At 71.5% G+C, this 19,239-nt stretch carries 19 protein-coding genes and 1 tRNA gene; 8 read left to right on the plus strand and 12 right to left on the minus strand.

The annotated features are described in order from the left end of the window. Positions 1-14 precede the first annotated feature (14 nt). On the minus strand, positions 15-1,406 hold the full coding sequence (locus ACLU3S_RS01910; RefSeq protein WP_413949910.1) for a M1 family metallopeptidase: 1,392 nt from the start codon (positions 1,404-1,406) through the stop codon (positions 15-17). A 74-nt stretch (positions 1,407-1,480) separates the two neighbouring features. Here ACLU3S_RS01910 and ACLU3S_RS01915 point away from each other — a divergent pair, with 74 nt between their 5' ends. Further along, positions 1,481-1,981, plus strand: coding sequence for a hypothetical protein (locus tag ACLU3S_RS01915; protein WP_413949911.1), 501 nt, complete (start codon positions 1,481-1,483; stop codon positions 1,979-1,981). Between the two features lie 87 nt (positions 1,982-2,068). Here ACLU3S_RS01915 and ACLU3S_RS01920 read toward each other — a convergent pair whose 3' ends face one another. The 3 genes from ACLU3S_RS01920 to ACLU3S_RS01930 form a co-directional block, all read right to left on the minus strand. Next, positions 2,069-2,749, minus strand: a complete 681-nt coding sequence (locus tag ACLU3S_RS01920; protein WP_413949912.1) for a pentapeptide repeat-containing protein — start codon at positions 2,747-2,749, stop codon at positions 2,069-2,071. A 134-nt stretch (positions 2,750-2,883) separates the two neighbouring features. Next, positions 2,884-4,290, minus strand: coding sequence for an NAD(P)/FAD-dependent oxidoreductase (locus ACLU3S_RS01925; RefSeq protein WP_413949913.1), 1,407 nt, complete (start codon positions 4,288-4,290; stop codon positions 2,884-2,886). A gap of 10 nt (positions 4,291-4,300) precedes the next feature. Further along, positions 4,301-4,966, minus strand: coding sequence for a rhomboid-like protein (locus ACLU3S_RS01930; protein ID WP_413949914.1), 666 nt, complete (start codon positions 4,964-4,966; stop codon positions 4,301-4,303). A gap of 10 nt (positions 4,967-4,976) precedes the next feature. On the opposite strand from ACLU3S_RS01930, the gene ACLU3S_RS01935 reads away from it, so the two are divergent. From ACLU3S_RS01935 to ACLU3S_RS01945, 3 genes are read left to right on the plus strand one after another with little or no spacing between them, the layout of a single operon-like run. Beyond that, positions 4,977-5,870, plus strand: a complete 894-nt coding sequence (locus tag ACLU3S_RS01935) for an aminoglycoside phosphotransferase family protein (protein WP_413949915.1) — start codon at positions 4,977-4,979, stop codon at positions 5,868-5,870. Between the two features lie 59 nt (positions 5,871-5,929). After that, positions 5,930-7,030, plus strand: coding sequence for a nitrous oxide reductase family maturation protein NosD (locus ACLU3S_RS01940; protein WP_413949916.1), 1,101 nt, complete (start codon positions 5,930-5,932; stop codon positions 7,028-7,030). A 59-nt stretch (positions 7,031-7,089) separates the two neighbouring features. Further along, complete coding sequence (locus tag ACLU3S_RS01945; RefSeq protein ID WP_413949917.1) at positions 7,090-8,118, plus strand: methyltransferase; 1,029 nt, start codon at positions 7,090-7,092, stop codon at positions 8,116-8,118. Between the two features lie 79 nt (positions 8,119-8,197). Here ACLU3S_RS01945 and ACLU3S_RS01950 read toward each other — a convergent pair whose 3' ends face one another. From ACLU3S_RS01950 to ACLU3S_RS01980, 7 genes are all read right to left on the minus strand, one after another. Further along, on the minus strand, positions 8,198-8,527 hold the full coding sequence (locus tag ACLU3S_RS01950) for a TcmI family type II polyketide cyclase (RefSeq protein WP_413949918.1): 330 nt from the start codon (positions 8,525-8,527) through the stop codon (positions 8,198-8,200). Positions 8,528-8,557: 30 nt separating this feature from the next. Next, entirely contained in the window at positions 8,558-9,037 is a 480-nt protein-coding gene (locus ACLU3S_RS01955) for an SRPBCC family protein (RefSeq protein WP_413949919.1), read from the minus strand. Between the two features lies 1 nt (position 9,038). Next, positions 9,039-9,293, minus strand: coding sequence for an acyl carrier protein (locus ACLU3S_RS01960; RefSeq protein ID WP_413949920.1), 255 nt, complete (start codon positions 9,291-9,293; stop codon positions 9,039-9,041). Positions 9,294-9,368: 75 nt separating this feature from the next. After that, the gene (locus ACLU3S_RS01965; protein WP_413949921.1) at positions 9,369-10,613 is read right to left on the minus strand and encodes a beta-ketoacyl synthase N-terminal-like domain-containing protein; all 1,245 of its coding nucleotides are present in this window, start codon (positions 10,611-10,613) and stop codon (positions 9,369-9,371) included. Positions 10,614-10,620: 7 nt separating this feature from the next. Beyond that, positions 10,621-11,880: a beta-ketoacyl-[acyl-carrier-protein] synthase family protein gene (locus ACLU3S_RS01970; RefSeq protein WP_413949922.1), complete on the minus strand. Its 1,260-nt coding sequence runs from the start codon at positions 11,878-11,880 to the stop codon at positions 10,621-10,623. Continuing rightward, complete coding sequence (locus ACLU3S_RS01975; RefSeq protein WP_413949923.1) at positions 11,877-12,329, minus strand: cupin domain-containing protein; 453 nt, start codon at positions 12,327-12,329, stop codon at positions 11,877-11,879. The genes ACLU3S_RS01970 and ACLU3S_RS01975 overlap by 4 nt, the downstream gene beginning before the upstream one ends. 72 nt (positions 12,330-12,401) lie before the next feature. Beyond that, the gene (locus ACLU3S_RS01980; protein WP_413949924.1) at positions 12,402-13,481 is read right to left on the minus strand and encodes a SchA/CurD-like domain-containing protein; all 1,080 of its coding nucleotides are present in this window, start codon (positions 13,479-13,481) and stop codon (positions 12,402-12,404) included. Positions 13,482-13,689: 208 nt separating this feature from the next. On the opposite strand from ACLU3S_RS01980, the gene ACLU3S_RS01985 reads away from it, so the two are divergent. Further along, a complete protein-coding gene (locus ACLU3S_RS01985; protein WP_413949925.1) occupies positions 13,690-15,327 on the plus strand; it encodes an FAD-dependent oxidoreductase in 1,638 nt (545 codons plus the stop codon). Between the two features lie 69 nt (positions 15,328-15,396). On the opposite strand, the gene ACLU3S_RS01990 is transcribed toward ACLU3S_RS01985, so the two are convergent. Continuing rightward, a tRNA-Thr gene (locus ACLU3S_RS01990) sits at positions 15,397-15,470 on the minus strand. A gap of 1,077 nt (positions 15,471-16,547) precedes the next feature. Here ACLU3S_RS01990 and ACLU3S_RS01995 point away from each other — a divergent pair. From ACLU3S_RS01995 to ACLU3S_RS02005, 3 genes are all read left to right on the plus strand, one after another. Continuing rightward, on the plus strand, positions 16,548-17,684 hold the full coding sequence (locus ACLU3S_RS01995) for an ABC transporter ATP-binding protein (RefSeq protein WP_413949926.1): 1,137 nt from the start codon (positions 16,548-16,550) through the stop codon (positions 17,682-17,684). 194 nt (positions 17,685-17,878) lie between these two features. Continuing rightward, a complete protein-coding gene (locus ACLU3S_RS02000; RefSeq protein WP_413949927.1) occupies positions 17,879-18,337 on the plus strand; it encodes a hypothetical protein in 459 nt (152 codons plus the stop codon). 100 nt (positions 18,338-18,437) lie between these two features. Beyond that, entirely contained in the window at positions 18,438-19,169 is a 732-nt protein-coding gene (locus tag ACLU3S_RS02005) for a nucleotidyltransferase family protein (RefSeq protein WP_413949928.1), read from the plus strand. Positions 19,170-19,239 lie beyond the last annotated feature (70 nt).

Here is a 19,239-nt window from a genome sequence, read left to right on the forward strand (position 1 = left end):
CCCGGCGGCACGGCTCACGGGTGGGCCGGTTTGCCGTCGCCGTACAGCCAGTCCCTCCAGATCTCGGTGAAGTCCTTGCCGGGGGCCTGCTTTTCCACGTACGCGGTGAAGTCGGCGGTGTCCGCGCTGCCGTGGCGGTGGACGGCTGCCCAGCCGCGCAGGAGGGCGAAGAAGGCCTCGTCGCCGACCTTCTGCCGGATCTTGTGCAGGACCATCGCGCCGCGCTCGTAGACGGGCGAGTCGGAGATGTGCGCGGCGCCGGGGGGTTTCGCGGGCGGGTAGGCCCAGAGGGCGTCGTCGTCGCCGTCGTAGTAGTGCATGAAGGTCTTCTGGGCGCTGTCGCCGCCGTGGTCCTCCTGCCACAGCCACTGCGCGTAGGTGGCGAAGCCCTCGTTGAGCCACATGTCGCGCCAGGACCTGGGGGTGACCGAGTCGCCGTACCACTGGTGGGCGAGTTCATGGACGAGGGTGCCGGTCTCGGGGGCGCCGGGGAAGACGGGCCGGGTCTGGGTCTCCAGGGCGTAGCCCGCGTCGTCCGGTCCGGCGACCGTCGCGCCGGCGGAGGAGAACGGGTACGGCCCGAAGGTATCCTCCTCCCACTTGATGATCTCGGGGAGCTTCGCGAGGACCTTCGCGCTCGCCCTGGCCTGGGTGCGGTCGACCGCGGTCAGGACGGGCAGCCCGTCCGGGCCCTTGGTGCGGGCGATGTCGAAGTGCCCGATGGCCACCATGGCGACGTAGCTCGCCATGGGCTCGGGGGTGTGCCAGTGGTAGCCGGTGCGGCCGCCGTGGGTGGAAACGCTCGTCAACTCGCCGTTGGAGACGGCCTGGAGCCCCTCGGGGACGGTGACGGTGATGTCGTAGGCGGCCTTGTCGGAGGGGTGGTGGTTGCCGGGGAACCAGGCCATGGAGCCGACGGGCTCGCCGAGGCCGAGGGCGCCGTCCGCGGTGGGCAGCCAGCCCTCCGCGGAGCCGTCGGGGTCGGTGAGGGTGTGCGGGGTGCCCGAGTAGCGGACGGTGGTGCGGAAGGTCCGGCCGCGCGGCAGGTCGTCGTGCGGGCGGACGGTGAGCTCCTGGCCGGCCCGGCTGACGCGGGCGTCCCGGCCGTCGACGGTGACCGCGTCGACGTGCAGCCCGGACAGGTCCAGGTCGAAGGCGGACAGATCCTGGGTGGCGCGGGCGGTGATGACCGCGGTGCCGGTGAGATGGCGGGTGGCGGGGGTGTAGTCGAGGGTGAGGGCGTAGTGACCGACGTCGTAGCCGCCGTTGCCCGCCTTGGGGAAGTACGGATCGCGCACGCCGGCGCCGCCCGGTGTGCCGTGGACCCCGCCCCCGCACGCGGTGCCGGTGAGAGCGAGTGCCAGCACGGCCGCGGCGGCCGGCACCAGGCGCACGGATCTGGACATGTCAGTGATCCTAGGACGGGGCGCGGCGTCGGCCGCGATCAGGGCGGAACGCCGCGGCGTGACACCATCGGGGGGTGCTCGACATCGGCTACGCCCTCTCCAACCGGTTCCCGGACCCACCGCAGACCGACTACCGCCGCGCGGACGTCCACGCGCTGCGGCACGATCTGTTCTGCGGAGACGTCTACCTCGCGGACACGAAGACGGACCAGGAGCTGTCCACAGGCTGGGGATGGGTGCCGGTGCTGGACTTCGCGTGGGCGCTGTGCGACATCGCGGAGCGAGTGGACCGGGACCCGCTGGGCTCCCGCGCCGCCCGGCCGCAGCGGGTGGAGCTGGACTTCACCGAGTCCACTGACCGGATGTTCTTCGTGCGCCGCTTCGGCTGGGTCGACATCACCGCCGACTGGCAGCCGGCCGAGGAGTCCCCGCTCGTCGTCTCCCACACCGAACTGCGCCGCGAGGCCCGGGACTTCCTGCACGATCTGGTCGCCGATCTGACCGACCTGCACGAGGACCTGGGGGAGAACCCGGCGATCTGGACCCTGCAGGCGCGCTTTCCCCGGGTGTCGTAGCGCCTTTCGGGCCTAGCGCCTTTCGGGCCTAGCGCCTTTCGGGCCCTGGGGAGTTTCGGGCCGTGCGCCCCGCGGGTGCCGCAGGATCTACTCCACCCGAATCCCCAGAGCCGCCGCCAACGCCGGTGCCAGATCCAGTAGTTGTCCGGCGCTGATCACCGCTCCGGCCATCCGCTCGAGCCCCCGGGCGATCTCCAGGGGCGCGGCGCCGCGCAGGTCCACGTCGGTCAGGGTGGCCCCGCCGAAGTCCGCCCCCTTCAAGGCGCAGTCCACGAACTCCACCCGCTCCAGGTGGGCGCCCCCGAAGTCCGGCTCCACCAGCACGCACCCCTCGAAGACGACGTCGCGGAGGCGAGCCATGCGCAGGTTCAGGTAATCGATCTTGCCGCCCCGGACGACGACCCGCTCCAGGACGGCGCCGTGCAACTGGGTGCCGCCCAGGCGCGGGTCGACCAGCTCGACGTCGCGCAGCGTGGCCTCGGCGAGGTCGGTGCCGACCCCGCGCAGGCCGGTGAGCACGCTGTCGAGGACGCGGGCGTGGCCCAGCCCGGTCTCGCCGACCGCGCAGCCCGTCAGCGCGCAGTCCAGGAACCGGGCGCCGGCCCCGCCCTGCCCCGTCAGGTCCGCGTCCCGGAACTCCAGCCCGTCGTAGTCCCCGTCGGGCTCCAGCTCTCCCCCGGTCCACGGCTCCAGGGGCGGCAGCCGCAGCTCCGGCCGCCGCGCGCCCTTCACCCGGTTCCCGCCCGCGCCCGTCGCTCTCCTCGCCATGGGCCCATGCTGCACCCCGCCACTGACAATCGCCCCGAGCTGCGCGGACTGCGCCGGGGGCGCCCCGGCACATCCGGATGTCCTACGCCCCGATTCCCGACCGCCGGGCTGCGCACCGCCCTCCTGGGCGGTCCTCAGTGCCGCCCCGCCACCCGGTCCGCGGCCTTCGCCAGGCGGGAGGACTCCGTGCCCGGGTGGAGGCGTTCGCGCTGGTCCGCGGCCCGGTAGGTGGCGTACATGCCCTGGACGCCGAGCCAGCGCAGGGGTTCCGGCTCCCACTTGCGGACCTTGTGGTTCACCCAGGGCAGGTCGGTCAGCTCGGTGGGGCCGCCCTGCCCCGAGTCCTGCTGGACCAGGTCGCGCAGGGTCCGGGCGGCCAGGTTCGTGGTGGCGACGCCGGAGCCGACGTAGCCGCCGGCCCAGCCGAGGCCGGTCGAGCGGTCGAGGCTGACCGTGGCGCACCAGTCGCGGGGCACGCCCAGTACGCCGGACCAGGCGTGGGCGATCCGGACCCCGGCGAGGGCCGGGAAGAAGCGGGTGAGGATCTCGCGCAGGGCCTCGACGGTCGCCTCCTGGGTGCGGCCGTCGTTGTCGGTGCGGGAACCGAAGCGGTAGGGCACCCCGCGCCCGCCGAGCGCGATCCGGCCGTCGGCGGTGCGCTGCGCGTACATGTAGGCGTGGGCCATGTCGCCGAGGGTCTCCCGGCCCTCCCAGCCGATGGCGGCCCACTGCTCGTCGGTGAGCGGCTCGGTGGCGATCATCGAGGAGTTCATCGGCAGCCAGGTCCGCCGCTGGCCCTTGAGGGAGGCGGTGAAGCCCTCGGTGCAGCGCAGGACGTAGGGGGCGCGGACGGTGCCGTAGGGGGTGACGGCGTGCTTGGGGCGGATCTGCGTGACCGGGGTCGACTCGTGGATGGTGACCCCGAGAGCCTCGACGGCCGCCGCGAGGCCCTTGACCAGTTTCACCGGGTGCAGCCGGGCCCCGTGCGGGGTCCAGGTGGAGCCGACGGCGTCCGCGATCCGGATGCGCTCGGCCGTCTCCCGGGCGCCGTACAGTTCGCGGTCCTTCTCGCCGTACGCCAGCTCGTGCTCGTGGAACGCCTTCAGCCGGGCCAGCTGGGCGGGCGTGGTGGCGACTTCGAGGACGCCGCCCCGGTGGATGCCGGCGTCGATGCCCTCCGTCCCGGCGACCGCGATCACCTCGGCCACGGTGTCGTTCATCGCCTTCTGCAGCCGTACGGCGGCCTCCCGGCCGTGCAGTCTCGCGTAGCGGTCGCGGCCCGCGATCCCGTTGTACAGCCAGCCGCCGTTGCGGCCGGAGGCGCCGTACCCGCAGAACTTCTGCTCCAGGACGGTGATGCGCAGGAAGGGGGCGGCCTTCTTCAGGTAGTACGCGGTCCACAGGCCGGTGTACCCGCCGCCGACGATCACCACGTCGGCCGTGGCGTCCCCGGGCAGCGGTTCGCGTACCGCGGGGAGGCCGTCGTCCGCGTACCAGAAGGAGATGCCACCGTTCACGACACTGCTCGCCCAGCTGCTCATGCGCGGGACGTTAACCCCTCGGACCGGCCAGTGTCTCCTTCGGATCCCATGCTTTTCCGCGGCCCCTGACCAGCGGGTAGCAGGCGAGCCCGATCAGCACCGACACCAGGTGCCCGACGTCGGTGAAGGTCGGCGACTCGGTCAGCGGCAGCGCGAAGACCAGCAGGACCATCGCGAGGTAGGCGTACCGCCAGGGCGCCGCGAACCGGTAGGTGAGCACCGCGACGACCCCGGCCAGCGCGTAACTCACCCCGATGTCCAGGGTGTTGACCGCCGAGTGCGGAGCGAGGCCGTCGTGGATCGCCTTCAGCAGCAGTCCCTCGCTGATCAGGGATGCCAGCACGTGCGCCGCCACGCACACCGTGAGCCAGCGGGCGGTGCCCAGCCAGCGCTCGGCGGGCGCGTGGAAGACCGCGTACAGGGGGACGTACGGCACCCAGTGGCCGTCCTCGATCCACATCGCGCTGGTGATGAGCACCCGCACCGGGTCGCGGGACAGTTCGTGGATGTTGGTCGACCTGCGGCGCAGGAAGTGCTGCTCGAAACCGGGCGACATACGGTGCAGCGCGACCGTCGTCAGGAACAGGACCGCCAGCCAGACAAAGGTGCCCGGGGCGCTGCGGACGAAGGCCGCGACCGCCCCGAGCCCTCGCCTGAAAGGGATGCCCCGGTGCACATCCGTCAGTATGGTCGGGCAGATGATCGAGGTGCCCGGCGAGCTGGCCGCTTCTCAGGAGAAATTCAACGGCGCGGCGGGGCGGGCGTTCGTCGCCGGACTGCCCCGGCGGGCCGCGGAGTTCCTCGCGCGCTGGCAGCTGCGGCTCGACGGGCCCGCCATGTACGGGGTGTGCGCGCTGGTGCTGCCGGTGGTCCGGGCCGACGGCACCCCGGCCGCGCTCAAGCTGCAGCTGCTGGACGAGGAGAACGCGGGCGAGCCGCTCGCCCTGCGCACGTGGGACGGGGACGGGGCCGTACGGCTGCTCGCGCACGACGAGCCCACGGGCACGCTGCTGCTGGAGCGGCTGGACGGGCGGCGGACGCTGGCGACGGTGCCGGACGCGCGGCGTGCCGTGGCGGTGATCGGCGCCCTGCTGGCCCGGCTGACATCGGTGCCCGCCCCGCCGGGGCTGCGCCGGCTGGGTGATACGGCGCGGACGATGCTGGAGCAGGTCCCCTCGGCGCTGGGGCGGATCGCGGACCCGGCGGACCGCCGGCTGGTGGCGGACTGCGCGGCGGCCGTGCGCGAGGTGGCCGGCGAGCCCGGCGACCGGCTGCTGCACTGGGACCTGCACTACGAGAACGTACTGGCCGCCGAGCGCGCCGCCTGGCTGGCCATCGACCCCAAGCCGCTGGCCGGCGACCCCGGCTTCGAGCTGCTGCCCGCGCTGTTCAACCGCTACGACCCGGCCGAGACCGTCTGGCGTTTCGACGCGCTGACGGACGCGCTGGGCCTGGACCGGGAGCGGGCCCGCGCCTGGACGCTGGGGCGAGTCCTGCAGACCTGCCTGTGGGAGGCCGGGGACGGCCGGCCGCTGACGGCGGTGCAGCTGGAGATCGGCCGGGCGTTGCGCGCCGCCTGACACGCCGCCGAACGGCCTATCGGGACAGATTCTGATCAATCGGTCATATCGTACGCGATATGAAGAGATGTCACCTCGCTTATGCCGTGTGCGCCGTCACCCTCCTCGGCGCGGGAATGGGCGCCTCCCCGGCGGTTGCCGCCCACCGGACCTACGTGGTCCACCAGGGCGAATCGATCCAGAAGGCGGTGAACAGCGCCCGGTCGGGCGACACCGTCCTGGTGCTCTCCGGCACCTACAAGGAGAGCGTCACCATCAGGACGCCCGGGGTCACCCTGCGCGGGATGGGCGGCAGCACGGTCATCAAACCCGGCGCGAAGCACGCGAAGAAGTCCGGGAAGGCGGCGCACAAGGGCAGGAAGGCCTTCCCCACCTGCGCCGAGGCCGGCAACGGCATCTGCGTGCTGGGCACCAAGACCAGAAACGTCCGGGGCGTCACCGTCGCCGACCTGAAGGTGACCGGCTTCAGCCACGCGGGCGTGTTCGGCATGGCCACGGACACCCTGACCGTGCGCGGCGTGCAGTCCGTGAAGAACGGCGTGTGGGGCATCGCCCAGGAGCGGTCCGTCCACTCGCACATCTACGGCAACTACGCCCAGGGCAACGGCGACGCCGGCGTGTTCCTCGCCAACACCATCAAGGAGGAGGCGGGCGCGGCCGACGCCGGGCAGACCCTGGTCGAGCGCAACCGGCTGGAGGGCAACCGGATCGGCGTCACCGTGCGCCGGCTGCGCGACCTCACCGTCGCGGAGAACCGCATCACGGGCAACTGCGCCGGTGTGTTCGTCGTCGGCGACGAGAACAAGCCCAAGGCCGGACACCTGGAGGTGGCCGCCAACGACATCTCCAGCAACAACAAGACCTGCCCGAAGACCGACCGGCTGCCCGTCCTGCAGGGCTCCGGGATCGTCCTGACGGGCACCGAGAAGACCGTGGTGGACGGCAACCGGGTCACCGGCAACCGGGGCAAGTCCCCGATGTCCGGCGGCATCGTGCTGTTCAAGAGCTTCGTCGGGGTCACCAGCGACCAGAACCGGATCAGCGACAACACGCTCGACAGCAACTCGCCCGCGGACCTGATCAACACGGAGACCCGCAGCAAGGGCAACACCTTCGAGCACAACGCCTGCCGGGTCTCCAAGCCCGCGGGGCTGTGCTGACCGCCCGACCGCTGCCCCTGCTGGACCGACGCAGGCCGAAGAAGGAAAGAAGGCGGCAGATGACCACCGCTGAGACAGCCCCGCCCCCGTCGATGCGACTGCGCGAACTCGCGTTCGGAGCGGCCCTGGCCGCCGCCGTGCGGGCCGCCGCCCGGCTGGGTGTTCCCGACGCCCTCGGGGACACACCGATGACCGCCGAGGACCTCGCGGCCGCGGTGAAGACCGAACCGAAGCCGCTGCGCCGGATGCTGCGGGCCCTGACCTGCTACGGCGTCTTCGCCGAGGAGCCGGACGGGAGGTTCGCACACACCGACATGTCCCGGCTGCTGCGCGAGGACGACCCGAACAGCCTGCGCGCCATCGCGCTGTGGTGCACCGAGCCGTGGACCTGGGCCGCCTGGCCCCGGCTCGACGAGGCGGTGCGCACCGGGAAGAACGTCGTGGAGGGCCTCTACGGCAAGGAGTTCTTCACCTACCTCAACGAGGACGCCCCGGAGTCCGCCGACGTCTTCAACCGGGCCATGACCCGCTCCAGCGAGCAGTCGGCACGCGAGGTCGCGGCCCTGCTGGACCTGTCCGGCGCCACGTCCGTCGCGGACATCGGCGGCGGCCAGGGCCACGTGGTGGCCTGCCTGCTGGACAAGTACCCGGCCATGCACGGCAGTCTGCTGGACCTGCCCCGGGTGGTGGAGAACGCGCTGCCGAGGCTGCGCGACGGCGGCGACCTCGCCGGCCGCGCGCGGATCGTGCCCGGCGACGTCCGGGAGGCGGTCCCGGTCCGGGCCGACGTCTACATCATCAAGAACATCCTGGAGTGGGACGACGAGAGCACGGCGCGCACCCTGCGCAACGTCGTCCGGGCGGGCGGCCCCGGAACCCGGGTCGTGGTCATCGAGAACCTCGTCGACGACACCCCGTCGATGCGGTTCAGCACGGCGATGGACCTGATGCTGCTCCTCAACGTCGGCGGCGCCAAGCACACCACCGACAGCATGGTGAGCCGGCTCACCGCGGCCGGCCTCGTCGTGGACGACACCCGTCCGGTCAACCCGTACCTGGACGCGTTCGACTGCCACGTGCCCGCCTGACAGCGGCACGACAACCGGCCGCCGGGCCCGCGAGGAAGCGGGCCCGGCGGCCGGTAGCGTACGCGAGGTCGTACGGGTGTCAGTCACGCTCCCACAGGTAGAAGCGGCGGGCCATGGCGTCCTTGGGCGACCGCCAGGTCTCGGGGTCGTACGCGCTGACGTACGCCGACAGACGCTCGCTGACGGACCGGAACTCGGGGTGCTCCGTCACCTTGGCGATGGCGGGCCCGGGCTCCCGCTCGGACTCGATGAGGTGCAGGTACAGTTCGTCGCCGAACTGGAAGAGGCTGCGCCGGGTGACCCCGACGAGGTGGGGCAGCTCCCCGCGGTCGGACTCCTCGAACACCTTGGCGATGTCGGGGGCGGAGCCCGGCGCCATCCGGGCGACGATCAGGGCCTGGTGCGTCACGTGTCGTCCTCTCGTCCCGTCTCGTCCGGCTCAGTCCGCGAGCGCCGGCGCGGTCCGCTGCCCGGCGGCGGCCTTCTCGATCTTGTCGCGGATCAGCGCCATCTGGACCTTGGAGTTCTTGTTGATGTTGTCGGTCATCCAGTCGTCGTCGACCGGGGCGTCCGGCTTCATCTCGAAGTCCTGGGTCCACACCATCCGGGTGCCGGCCGGGACCTCCTCGTAGCGCCAGTGGATGTTCATGTGGGCGAAGGGCCCGGTCTCCACCCGGCGCGCCGTGACGGTGAGGCTGTCGCGGTCCGGCTCGCGCTCGGAGACCCAGCTCCAGACGGTGCCGTTGTCGTCCGGGTGCATGGTGAGCCGGAAGGTCGTCTTGTTCCCCTCCCGCTTCAGCACCTCCACCGACGCGTATTCGCTGAACAGCTGGGGCCATCGCTCCAGGTCGTTGGTCATGTCCCAGACCAGGTCCAGCGGGGCGGCGATGGTGATCTCGTTCTGGGTGTGTCCTGCCATGTCAGGCTCCTGCCATCAAAGTGCTGTTGACGAGGTTGAGGAACTGCTGGGGCGTCTTGCAGCGCTCGGCGTCGACCGGCATCGCGGTGCCGTGCTCGTTCTCCAGCTCGCCGACGATGCCGAGCAGGCCCAGCGAGTCGACGCCGAGGACGTCGAAGCCGGTGTCGGGCTTCTCCTCGAGCTGGCGCGGGCTGACGGTGACTCCGGCAGCCTTCTTCATGAGCGCGGCGAGTTCTTCCACGGTGATCTGGGACATGTGCCTTCCTCCTTTGCTGTGTTCACAGCTGTTTCGGTCGTTCGCCCGCGGGACGCCAGGGCCGGCCCCGCGGGCTCACTCGCCGGCGCCGCGTCGCAGCACCAGCGCCGAGTTCGACCCCATGAGCCCGCGGCTGAGGATCAGCGCGGTGCGCACCTCGGCGACCCGGGCACCGCCGGTCACGAGGTCGAGGTCGTGGCAGACGTCGAAGACGTTCGGTGTCGGCGGGATCAGTCCGTGCTCCATCGAGAGCACCGCCGAGGCGGTGTCCAGCACGGGGGCCGCGCAGTAGCCGCGCCCGGTCCCGGTCTTCGGTGCGGTGACCGGCACCCGGGTGCCGTGCTCGCCGAGGGCGTCGGCCAGCGCCAGCGCCTCGGCCCGGTCCGCCTCCGGTACCCCGAGGGCGTCGACGAAGACGACGTCGACCTCCTCCGGTGCGCAGCACGCCTCCTGCAGGGCCAGCCGGATCGCCTGGGCGAGGCCCTCGCGGGACTCCGCCCAGCGGGAGGCGCCGGTGAAGGTGGCCCCGTGCCCCGCGACGACGGCGCGGACCTCGACGCCGCGCTCACGCGCCGGGCCCGCCGCCTCGACCACGAGCATCGCGCCGCCCTCGGCCGGCACGAACCCGCACGCTCCGTCCGTGAACGGCCGGTACGCCCGGGAGGGGTCCTCCTCGCGGCTCAGCTCGTCGTAGCCGAGCTGGCAGACCATCGAGTACGGCGCGAGGGGCGCCTCGGTGGAGCCGGCCACGATCGCGTCGGTCCCCCGCCGCACCGCCCGGGCCGCGTGCGCGAGGGCGTCCAGACCGCCGGCCTCGTCGGAGGCGACGACCGAGCAGGGGCCCTTGAAGCCGCGGCGGATGGAGACCTGGCCCGTGCTCGCGGCGTAGAACCAGGCGATCGACTGGTACGGCCCGACGAACCGGCTGCCCTTGCCCCACAGCCGCTGCAGTTCGCGCTGGCCGAACTCGCCGCCGCCGGAGCCGGCCGCGGTGACCACGCCGATGGAGTACGGCGCGTCGGGGGTGTCGGCCAGCCGGAGCCGGGCGTCGTCCAGCGCGAGGTCCGCCGCCGCCATGGCGTAGTGCGTGAACCGGTCGGTCTGGACGAGGAAGCGCTCCTCGATCGCCGCCGCCGGGTCGAAGGCGCGGACCTCGCCGGCCACCTTCAGCGGAAGGTGCTCGCAGCCCTCGCGGGTGACCCGGTCGAGGACGCTGACGCCCTCCTGGGTCGCCTTCCAGAAGGCGTCGGTGGTGGTGCCGTTGGGCGCGATCACCCCGATGCCGGTGACGGCCGCGCGCCGGTCCTGCGGTTCGCTCATCGTGTCCTCACTCCCTCGGCCGGGTCAGGATCACCGCGGACTGGAAGCCGCCGAACCCGCTGCCCACGGACAGCACGCTGCTCAGCTTCCGCTCGCGGGCGACACGCGGGACGTAGTCCAGGTCGCACTCGGGGTCGGGAATCTCGTAGTTCGCGGTCGGCGGTACGACCTGCTTGGCCAGGGCCAGCACGCAGGCCACCAGTTCTATGGCGCCGATCGCCCCGAGGGAGTGCCCCACCATGGACTTGATGGAGCTCATCGGGGTGTCGTAGGCGTGCTGGCCGAGCGCCCTCTTCACGGCCGCCGTCTCGTGGCGGTCGTTCTGCCGGGTGCCGGAGCCGTGCGCGTTGACGTAGTCGATCGCCGTCGGGTCCAGCCGGGCCTGGTTGAGGGCGGACGATATGGCACGTGCCATCTCCAGGCCCTCCTTGGTCAGACCGGTCATGTGGTAGGCGTTGCCGAAGGTGGCGTAGCCGCCGAACTCGCAGTAGACGTGCGCCCCGCGGGCCCGCGCGTGCTCCAGCTCCTCCAGGACGAGCACCGCGCCGCCCTCGCCCATGACGAAGCCGTCACGGTTGTTGTCGAAGGGCCTCGATGCGTGCTCGGGGTCGTCGTTGTTCGGGGACGTGGCCTTGATCGCGTCGAAGCACGCCATGGTGATCGGGGAGATCGGCGAGTCCGACGCACCGGCTATGCAGATGTCGGCCCGGCCCTCCTGCACGGTGTGGAAGGCGTACCCGACCGCGTCCAGGCCGGACGTGCAGCCGGTGGACACGGTCTGCACCGGACCCTGTGCGCCGAAACGTTCCGCCACCGCGGAGGCCACCGTGCTCGGCGAAAACGCCCGGTGCAGCTGCGGCTCCGCCTCCGCGTGGTCCACGTCCCAGCGCTGACCCCGATGGCTGACCAGCACGTAGTCGTGCTCCAGCCGGGTCGTGCCGCCGACCGCGGTGCCGACCGACACCCCGACCCGCCACGGATCCTCCTGAGCCAGGTCCAGCCCCGAGTCCCGGACCGCCTCCTCACCGGCGACCAGGGCGAACTGTATGTACCGGTCCGCCCGGGACACCTGCTCCGCATCCAGACCGTGCGCCGCCGGGTCGAAATCGCACTCCGCCGCTATCCGCGACCGCAGCCCGGCCGGGTCGAAGAACGTGATGCCCCGCGTCGCGGTCCGGCCGCGGGCGAGCAGATCCCAGAAAGCCGGAACGCCGATCCCACCCGGAGCCACGATGCCTATGCCGGTCACCGCCACGCGCCGGCTCATGACCGGACCCCTCCCCCATCGGCGCCGGCCGGCTCCGTCACCACCGCGGCCGCCCCGATGACCGACGTCTCCTCGGTGTCCACATGGCCCAGCTGCGGCCGCGGCGCCAGCGGACCCAGGTGGAAGACGATCCGCGCCTCCACGTCACCCACGTTGCGGAACCGGTGCCGCATGTTCACCGGGATCATCAGCCCCTGCTCCGGCCGCAGCGGATGCGGTTCGCCGTCCAGGTCCACCTCCAGCCGACCGCAGACGACGTACACGAACTCCTCGGAGTACGGGTGGTAGTGCTCACCGATGCGGTCACCGGGCTGCACGATGGCCACACCCATGAAGCCGCTGGTCGAGCCGACCGTGGCCGGAGTGAGCATGGCGCGCAGATCACCGCCGCGCCGGGTGTTGGGCTCGACCTCACTGAGGTCCACGATTCTCGGACGAGTTTTGATCACGACATTCCTCCGATGGATGTGATCGGGCTTCTTGGACGGGCCAGGAAACTTGGACGGGCCGGGAGACCGCGCTCAGGCCCCGGGCGAACGACGGTCGGTGATCAGCGCCATCCGGACGGCCTCACCCGCGAGCAGCTCCCGCACCGCGGCGGCCTGCCCGGCATCCCGCGGCAACGGCTCCGCGTCCCGGCCCTCACGCAGATCCACCAGCCGCACCACCACGTCCTCGCGCTCGAAGACCGTGCTGCGCAGCACCGAGGCGGCCGGATCGTCCACGGCCGCCGAGTCGTGCCGCGCCAGCAGCTCGGCCAGCTTCATCCCGCAGCCCGGCCGCGCCGGGTAGTACAGCGCCTGCCGCGTCCCCTCCGGCCGGTCGTCCACCAGCACGTGATGCACCGCCGGCAGCGCCGCCCGGGTGAAGAACGACCGCGCCGACTCCTGGTCGTCCAGATCCCGGTCCTGCTCCAGATACGGGTTGATGGCCTCCTCGACCGCCCGGATCTCCGGCTGCCGGGCCACGTGCCGCAGCGCCGCCAGCAGGTCCCCGCGCACCTCGATCGCCCGCACCACCCGGTTGCCGTGCATGAACAGCGACGTCCGGCACAGCCGCGTCGTCTCGTCCACCCGCGCCTCGGGCGACCGGTAGTCCGCGAGGATCTTGGCGACCTTCTCCTCCGTGCCCGGCTTCACCGTGAAGGTCAGCGCGTGCCGGATCACACCGTCACCGATCCGCGGCTGCGACTGCAGCCGGCGCCCGCCCGACATCGCGGCCTGCGCGGCACCCGTCTCCCGGACGATGTGGAAACGCAGCGAACGGGTGTCCCGCACACACGAGTGCAGCGGCTCCACCATCCGCACGTGCTCCTCGCTGTTCACCCATGTGAGGAACGGCGGCGCACTCTCCCACTCGCTCGTGATGAGCCATTGGGATGGATTCTCGATGGACTGGCAGAGTTGGTCGCTGACATGGCCCGGCACCGACGCAACCTGGTTGCACAACTGCTCATACGCCTCCAGGAACTGCTGCTGCGCACCGTCGTAGACGTCGACCAGCAGGACGACCCGGAGCCGGGAGCCGTCGAACACGGACTGGGAGACACGCTTCGACACCTCGCGTGCCGTTTCTGAAAGACGTTCAGACGTAGTGGTCATCCTGCGGTCACTCCTTGGCGAGGGGGCTCGGTCACGGCGCTCGCCGCCGTGACGCGACGTCAGCGCTCCTTGATCCTGTGCCGATGGCCGAAACCCCGCGACTCGTAGGAACCACGCGGGTGATCCGGCGCGCAAACGGGCCCAAAACACCTTGCATCGGGCATGAAACTCACAGGAGCCCCCACGCACCCTGCCCCTGGAGAACCCGATGCATCACAAAGCCGACCACCGCGTACCCGTCCTCATCGTGGGCGGCTCACTCGTGGGCCTGTCCACGTCCCTGTTCCTCGGCCGACTCGGCGTGCGCCACCTGCTCGTCGAGCGGCACTCCGGAACCTCCATCCACCCCCGCGGACGCGGCAACAACGTCCGCACCATGGAGCTCTTCCGGGTCGCCGGCATCGAACCGGACATCAAGACCGCGGCCTCGCTCCTCGCCGACAACCACGGCATCCTGCAGACCCCGACCCTCGTCGGCGACGCCGGCGAATGGCTGTTCAAGGAGATCGACCCGGGCGGCGGCCTGCGCAAGTTCAGCCCCACCGCCTGGTGCCTGTGCAGCCAGAACGACCTCGAACCCGTCCTCCTGCACAACGCCCGCGAACTCGGCGGCGACCTGCGCTACCACCACGAGATGGAATCCTTCGAACAGGACCCCGAAGGAGTCACCGCAGTCGTCCACGACCGCACCACCGGCCGGCGCTACACCGTCCGGGCGAACTACCTCGTCGCCGCCGACGGCCCCCGCAGCCCCGTCCGCCGCGCCCTCGGCATCGGCCAGAGCGGGCCCGGCGACCTCTTCGCCAACGTCAGCGTCACCTTCCGCTCCACCCAACTCGCCGAAGTCGTCGGCGACCGCCGGTTCATCTGCTGCTACCTCACCCACCCCGACGCCGACGGCGCCCTCCTGCCCGTCGACAACAAGGAACACTGGGTCTTCCACGCCCCCTGGCACCCCGAACGCGGCGAATCCCTCGACGAGTTCACCGAGGAACGCCTCCAACGGCACATCGCACAGGCCGTCGGAGTCCCCGGCCTCGACGTCCACATCACCGGCATGGCCTCCTGGCGCGCCGCCGAACGAGTGGCCGACCACTACAGCACCGGCCGCGTCTTCCTCGCCGGAGACTCCGCCCACGAGATGTCACCCACCGGCGCCTTCGGCTCCAACACCGGCATCCAGGACGCCCACAACCTCGCCTGGAAACTCGCCGCCGTCCTCGACGGCTGGGCCGCCCCCGCCCTCCTCGACACCTACGACACCGAGCGCCGCCCCGTCGCCCTCGCCACCAGCGCCCGCGCCTCCGCCCGCTCCGTCGAACACAGCCACCCCGGCTTCGCCCCCGCCCCCGGCGTCGGCGGCGCCAAACGCGGCGGCATCCTCAACGTCGTCCTCGGCTACCACTACCCGAGCGGCGCCGTCCTCGGCACCGACCCCACCGCCCCCGTCGTCCCCGACCACCTCGACCTCACCGGACGGCCCGGCACCCGCGCCCCCCACCTGTGGCTGCGCCAGGCCGGCCGCCGCCTGTCCACCCTCGACCTCTACGAGCGCTCCCTCGTCCTGCTCACCGACGCCCCCGACGACGCCGGCTGGCACGACGCCGCCCGGCGCATCGCCGCGACGGACGGCGTACGCCTCGACGCCTACCGCATCGGCCCCGGCGCCGACGCCGACCTCGGCTACGACGGCGACGGCCACGACTGGGCCCGGCTCCACGGCGTCACCGCCGACGGAGCCGTCCTCGTCCGCCCCGACGGCTTCGTGGCCTGGCGCGCCTCCCACGCCGCCCCGGACCCGGTGGCGGTACTGCGGGAAGTCGTGACAAGGGTGCTGCGCAGATGACGACCCGCGAAAACCAGAGGGCCACCCGCGTCACCGACGCGGGTGGCCCTGTGTTCGAATCCCCTGTCGAGCCCCCTGTCGGATTCGAACCGACGACCTAGGCCTTACAAGGGCCCCGCTCTGGCCAGCTGAGCTAAGGAGGCATCGCGCACCGCAACGCAGCACGCGAAGGCTGCTCCACTGTACACAGAGCCCGTTTCTCCAAGCCACGAAGTTCGCCACTCATGGGTCACGTCGCGCAGGTGCGCAGCCGGCGACGCCGCCGGTGGGCGGCTCGAGTTCGTCGACGCGCGCGAGGTGCCCCTGGTCCGTCCGTTCAGGTAACCCCGATGGCCCCGGCGAAGATCACTGGCCACGGATCGCACGAGGGGTGCCGCGGGGCTGGACACCCCGGGGCAGCCGCACGGCCGCCGCGCACATCCGTCCGTAACCATCCGCGCACCCGTTCGTTGATCGGTCTGACGTGCTGTTCCGAAGATCGGATCGTCGAGGGGGAAGCATGGGGGACCTGGCGGCCGGGCGTCTCAAGCGCGAGGTCCTTGGCATCGGTGACCGCCGGAAGCACCAGGCGCGGAAGGCGGCACCGCGCGCTGGTCGCGGGCGTCGCCCGCCGGGACGGTTCCTGTGCGGTTGTCGGTGACGCGGGACAGGGCGGCCCGTACTTCGTGTCCGCGCTCGTGGAGGAGCGGATGGCGCCGCTGCCCACCCTGTTCGTGCCCGGTTCCCGGGAACCGAAGGCCGTGGGAGTGGATCTCGGGCTGGCCTCGCTCGTCACGCTGGACGACGGTACAGCGACGAAGGGATGCGGCTCTACTGGCTGGTCGCGGCCGCACTCCCCCGGGACAGAAGACGCCGCCGGTGATCCGGGCGCCGGAACTGGAGGGGTGTCCGCCGGCCGCACACGAGGGCCGGCGTGCTGCGGCCCGATGGGCCGTCGGCCGTCATGCCTGTGGAGTCCACGCAAGACCGGCCGGATGCAGTTCGACAGGGCTGCAGGCGGTCGGCCATGGGCGGTGAAGCAGGAAGCCTTGCGCGAGGTCAAAAGTGCGATGCTCTGCCCCGTCGAAAGTTTCCGCGAAGTTCACAGGGGTCCAGGTGCTGACAGATCCGGTGAACGCCGGGTACCGTCATGAGCCGGTTCACTCCGGTGGACTACACCACCACCTTCCTACAACGGATCGTCCGGCACGTTCCTGCCGGTAGAAGGGGGCCCATTCACCATGGCCACAGTCACGTTCGACAAGGCGACCCGGATCTACCCGGGTTCCACCAAGCCCGCCGTCGACGGTCTCGACATCGCGATCGAGGACGGCGAGTTCCTCGTCCTGGTCGGCCCGTCGGGTTGCGGAAAGTCCACCTCGCTGCGGATGCTCGCGGGGCTCGAGGACGTCAACGCCGGCGCCATCCGCATCGGTGACCGCGACGTCACGCATCTGCCGCCCAAGGACCGGGACATCGCCATGGTGTTCCAGAACTACGCCCTGTACCCGCACATGACGGTCGCCGACAACATGGGCTTCGCGCTCAAGATCGCCGGCGTGAACAAGGCGGAGATCCGGCAGAAGGTCGAGGAGGCCGCGAAGATCCTCGACCTCACCGAGTACCTGGACCGCAAGCCGAAGGCGCTCTCCGGCGGTCAGCGCCAGCGTGTCGCCATGGGCCGCGCGATCGTGCGCGAGCCGCAGGTCTTCCTCATGGACGAGCCGCTGTCCAACCTGGACGCCAAGCTGCGTGTGTCCACCCGTACGCAGATCGCCAGCCTGCAGCGCCGTCTCGGCATCACCACCGTCTACGTCACCCACGACCAGGTCGAGGCCATGACGATGGGCGACCGGGTGGCCGTGCTCAAGGACGGCCTCCTCCAGCAGGTCGACTCGCCGCGCAACATGTACGACAAGCCCGCGAACCTGTTCGTCGCCGGCTTCATCGGCTCCCCCGCGATGAACCTGGTCGAGGTCCCCATCACCGACGGCGGTGTGAAGTTCGGCAACAGCGTCGTGCCCGTCAACCGCGACGCCCTGAAGGCCGCCACCGACAAGGGTGACCGCACGGTGACCGTGGGTGTGCGCCCCGAGCACTTCGACGTGGTCGAGCACAACGGCGGCGCCGCGGCGTCCCTGTCCAAGGACAGCGCCGACGCGCCGGCCGGTCTGGCGATCTCCGTGAACGTCGTGGAGGAGCTGGGCGCCGACGGCTACGTGTACGGCAGCGCCGAGGTCGGCGGCGAGCTGAAGGACCTGGTGGTCCGGGTCAACGGCCGCCAGGTTCCGGAGAAGGGCTCCACGCTGCACGTCGTGCCGCGGCCGGGCGAGACCCACGTGTTCTCGACGTCCTCCGGTGAGCGTCTGTCCGACTGATCCGGACACCGAGAGGGCCCCGCGGTCTGCCGCGGGGCCCTCCGTCGTTGTCCGGGCGAGGTCGGCGGATACCCCGGCAGAGGGCCATTCCGGGCGGACGCCGTCAACCCCCTACCCGGAAACGTGCGCCGTCTCATCCCCCATAAGGGTGACGGAATGTCTCCAAATCACTACCGGGCGCTACCCTCACACGCGTGAAGCACTCCATCACCGCACAGACGCGACGCAGCCACCGGGGCCCTGCCCGCCGGGTCGGCCGCACCCTCGCCCTTGTTCTGCCCGTCTTCCTGGTGCTCTCCGGGACCCTCGCGGTCACCCGGGTCAACTGGACGGGAGGCCCCTCCAGCTCGGTGCTCACCGCCACGGACGTCACCTCCGCGGAGGTGTCCGCCAAGTCGGTCGCCCGCGCCCCGGAGGACGTGCTGCGCGACCAGCTGATGAGCGAGCTGCAGGACAAGAACCCGGGCGTGGTCCTCACCCACCTCCAGCAGGCCGTCAACGGGCACCCGTCGCTGGCCCGGCACTGCTCCTCCATCGCCCGCGCGCTGGGCAGGGCCGCGGTGCGCATCTACGGCGCCCCGCGCGCGCAGTCGTACGCCCGGCCGGTGTGCGACACCGCCTTCGCCTCGGGCGTGCTGGCCGCGCACAGCTGACCCGGCGGCCGGCCGGCGACGGGCCGGGAAGCCGGTCACGGCTTCCCCCGTGCCCGCCTCGGCCGGCGTCGCCCGACGGGGCGCCACGTACAGTGCGGTCATGACCGATCCGAACGCCGCGTCGCGCCCCACTCAAGCCGTGATCCTGGCCGGTGGCCAGGGGTCCCGGTTGCGTCCGTACACCGACGACCGGCCCAAGCCGATGGTCGAGATTCCCGGCACGGGCACTCCGATCATCGGCCACCAGCTGGCCTGGCTCGCCGAGGAGGGTGTGACGGACGTGGTGGTCTCCTGTGGCCACCTCGCCGAGGTTCTGCAGAAGTGGCTGGCCTCTGCCGATCTGCCCCTCTCCGTCAAGACCGTCGTGGAGACGGAGCCTCTCGGCCGCGGCGGCGGCCTGAAGTACGCCGCCGCGCATCTCCCCCGCCCCGACAGCGCGTGGTACGCCACCAACGGGGACATCTGGACCCGTTTCTCGCTGCGGGACATGGCCGACTTCCACACCGAGCGGGACGCCGTCGCGACCCTGGCGCTGGCGCGTCCGCGGATTCCCTGGGGCGCGGTGCAGACCGACGGGTTCGGGCACATCACCGACTTCATCGAGGCTCCGCCGTCGACGTTCGAGATCAACGCCGGTGTGTACGTCTTCTCGCCGGAGTTCCACGCGATGCTTCCCGAGCGCGGGGATCACGAGCGGACCACGTTCCCGGGGCTCGCGCGGGAGCGGAAGCTCGCCGGCTTCCCGATTCCGCAGGGCGCCTACTGGCGGGCCATCGACACGGCCAAGGATCTGACCGAGGCGGCGAAGGAGCTGGCGGCGCTCGGCCGCTGACGGTCCGCACGACCCGCACCGAGAAGGCCCCGCAACCCCACAAGATCATCGCGTCCAACGGCCACGGTCC

It is taken from the genome of Streptomyces sp. AF1A, from assembly GCF_047340315.1.
Lineage (GTDB): Bacteria > Actinomycetota > Actinomycetes > Streptomycetales > Streptomycetaceae > Streptomyces.

Bases quoted from the DNA above. Each gene is read 5' to 3' on its own strand.
- ACLU3S_RS01980 (WP_413949924.1), bottom strand. From the start codon at position 13,481: ATGACCACTACGTCTGAACGTCTTTCAGAAACGGCACGCGAGGTGTCG.
- ACLU3S_RS01955 (WP_413949919.1), bottom strand. From the start codon at position 9,037: ATGGCAGGACACACCCAGAACGAGATCACCATCGCCGCCCCGCTGGAC.
- ACLU3S_RS01925 (WP_413949913.1), bottom strand. From the start codon at position 4,290: ATGAGCAGCTGGGCGAGCAGTGTCGTGAACGGTGGCATCTCCTTCTGG.
- ACLU3S_RS01965 (WP_413949921.1), bottom strand. From the start codon at position 10,613: ATGAGCGAACCGCAGGACCGGCGCGCGGCCGTCACCGGCATCGGGGTG.
- ACLU3S_RS01935 (WP_413949915.1), top strand. From the start codon at position 4,977: ATGGTCGGGCAGATGATCGAGGTGCCCGGCGAGCTGGCCGCTTCTCAG.
- ACLU3S_RS01920 (WP_413949912.1), bottom strand. From the start codon at position 2,749: ATGGCGAGGAGAGCGACGGGCGCGGGCGGGAACCGGGTGAAGGGCGCG.
- ACLU3S_RS01910 (WP_413949910.1), bottom strand. From the start codon at position 1,406: ATGTCCAGATCCGTGCGCCTGGTGCCGGCCGCCGCGGCCGTGCTGGCA.
- ACLU3S_RS01945 (WP_413949917.1), top strand. From the start codon at position 7,090: ATGACCACCGCTGAGACAGCCCCGCCCCCGTCGATGCGACTGCGCGAA.
- ACLU3S_RS02005 (WP_413949928.1), top strand. From the start codon at position 18,438: ATGACCGATCCGAACGCCGCGTCGCGCCCCACTCAAGCCGTGATCCTG.
- ACLU3S_RS01940 (WP_413949916.1), top strand. From the start codon at position 5,930: ATGAAGAGATGTCACCTCGCTTATGCCGTGTGCGCCGTCACCCTCCTC.
- ACLU3S_RS01995 (WP_413949926.1), top strand. From the start codon at position 16,548: ATGGCCACAGTCACGTTCGACAAGGCGACCCGGATCTACCCGGGTTCC.
- ACLU3S_RS01970 (WP_413949922.1), bottom strand. From the start codon at position 11,880: ATGAGCCGGCGCGTGGCGGTGACCGGCATAGGCATCGTGGCTCCGGGT.
- ACLU3S_RS01960 (WP_413949920.1), bottom strand. From the start codon at position 9,293: ATGTCCCAGATCACCGTGGAAGAACTCGCCGCGCTCATGAAGAAGGCT.
- ACLU3S_RS01985 (WP_413949925.1), top strand. From the start codon at position 13,690: ATGCATCACAAAGCCGACCACCGCGTACCCGTCCTCATCGTGGGCGGC.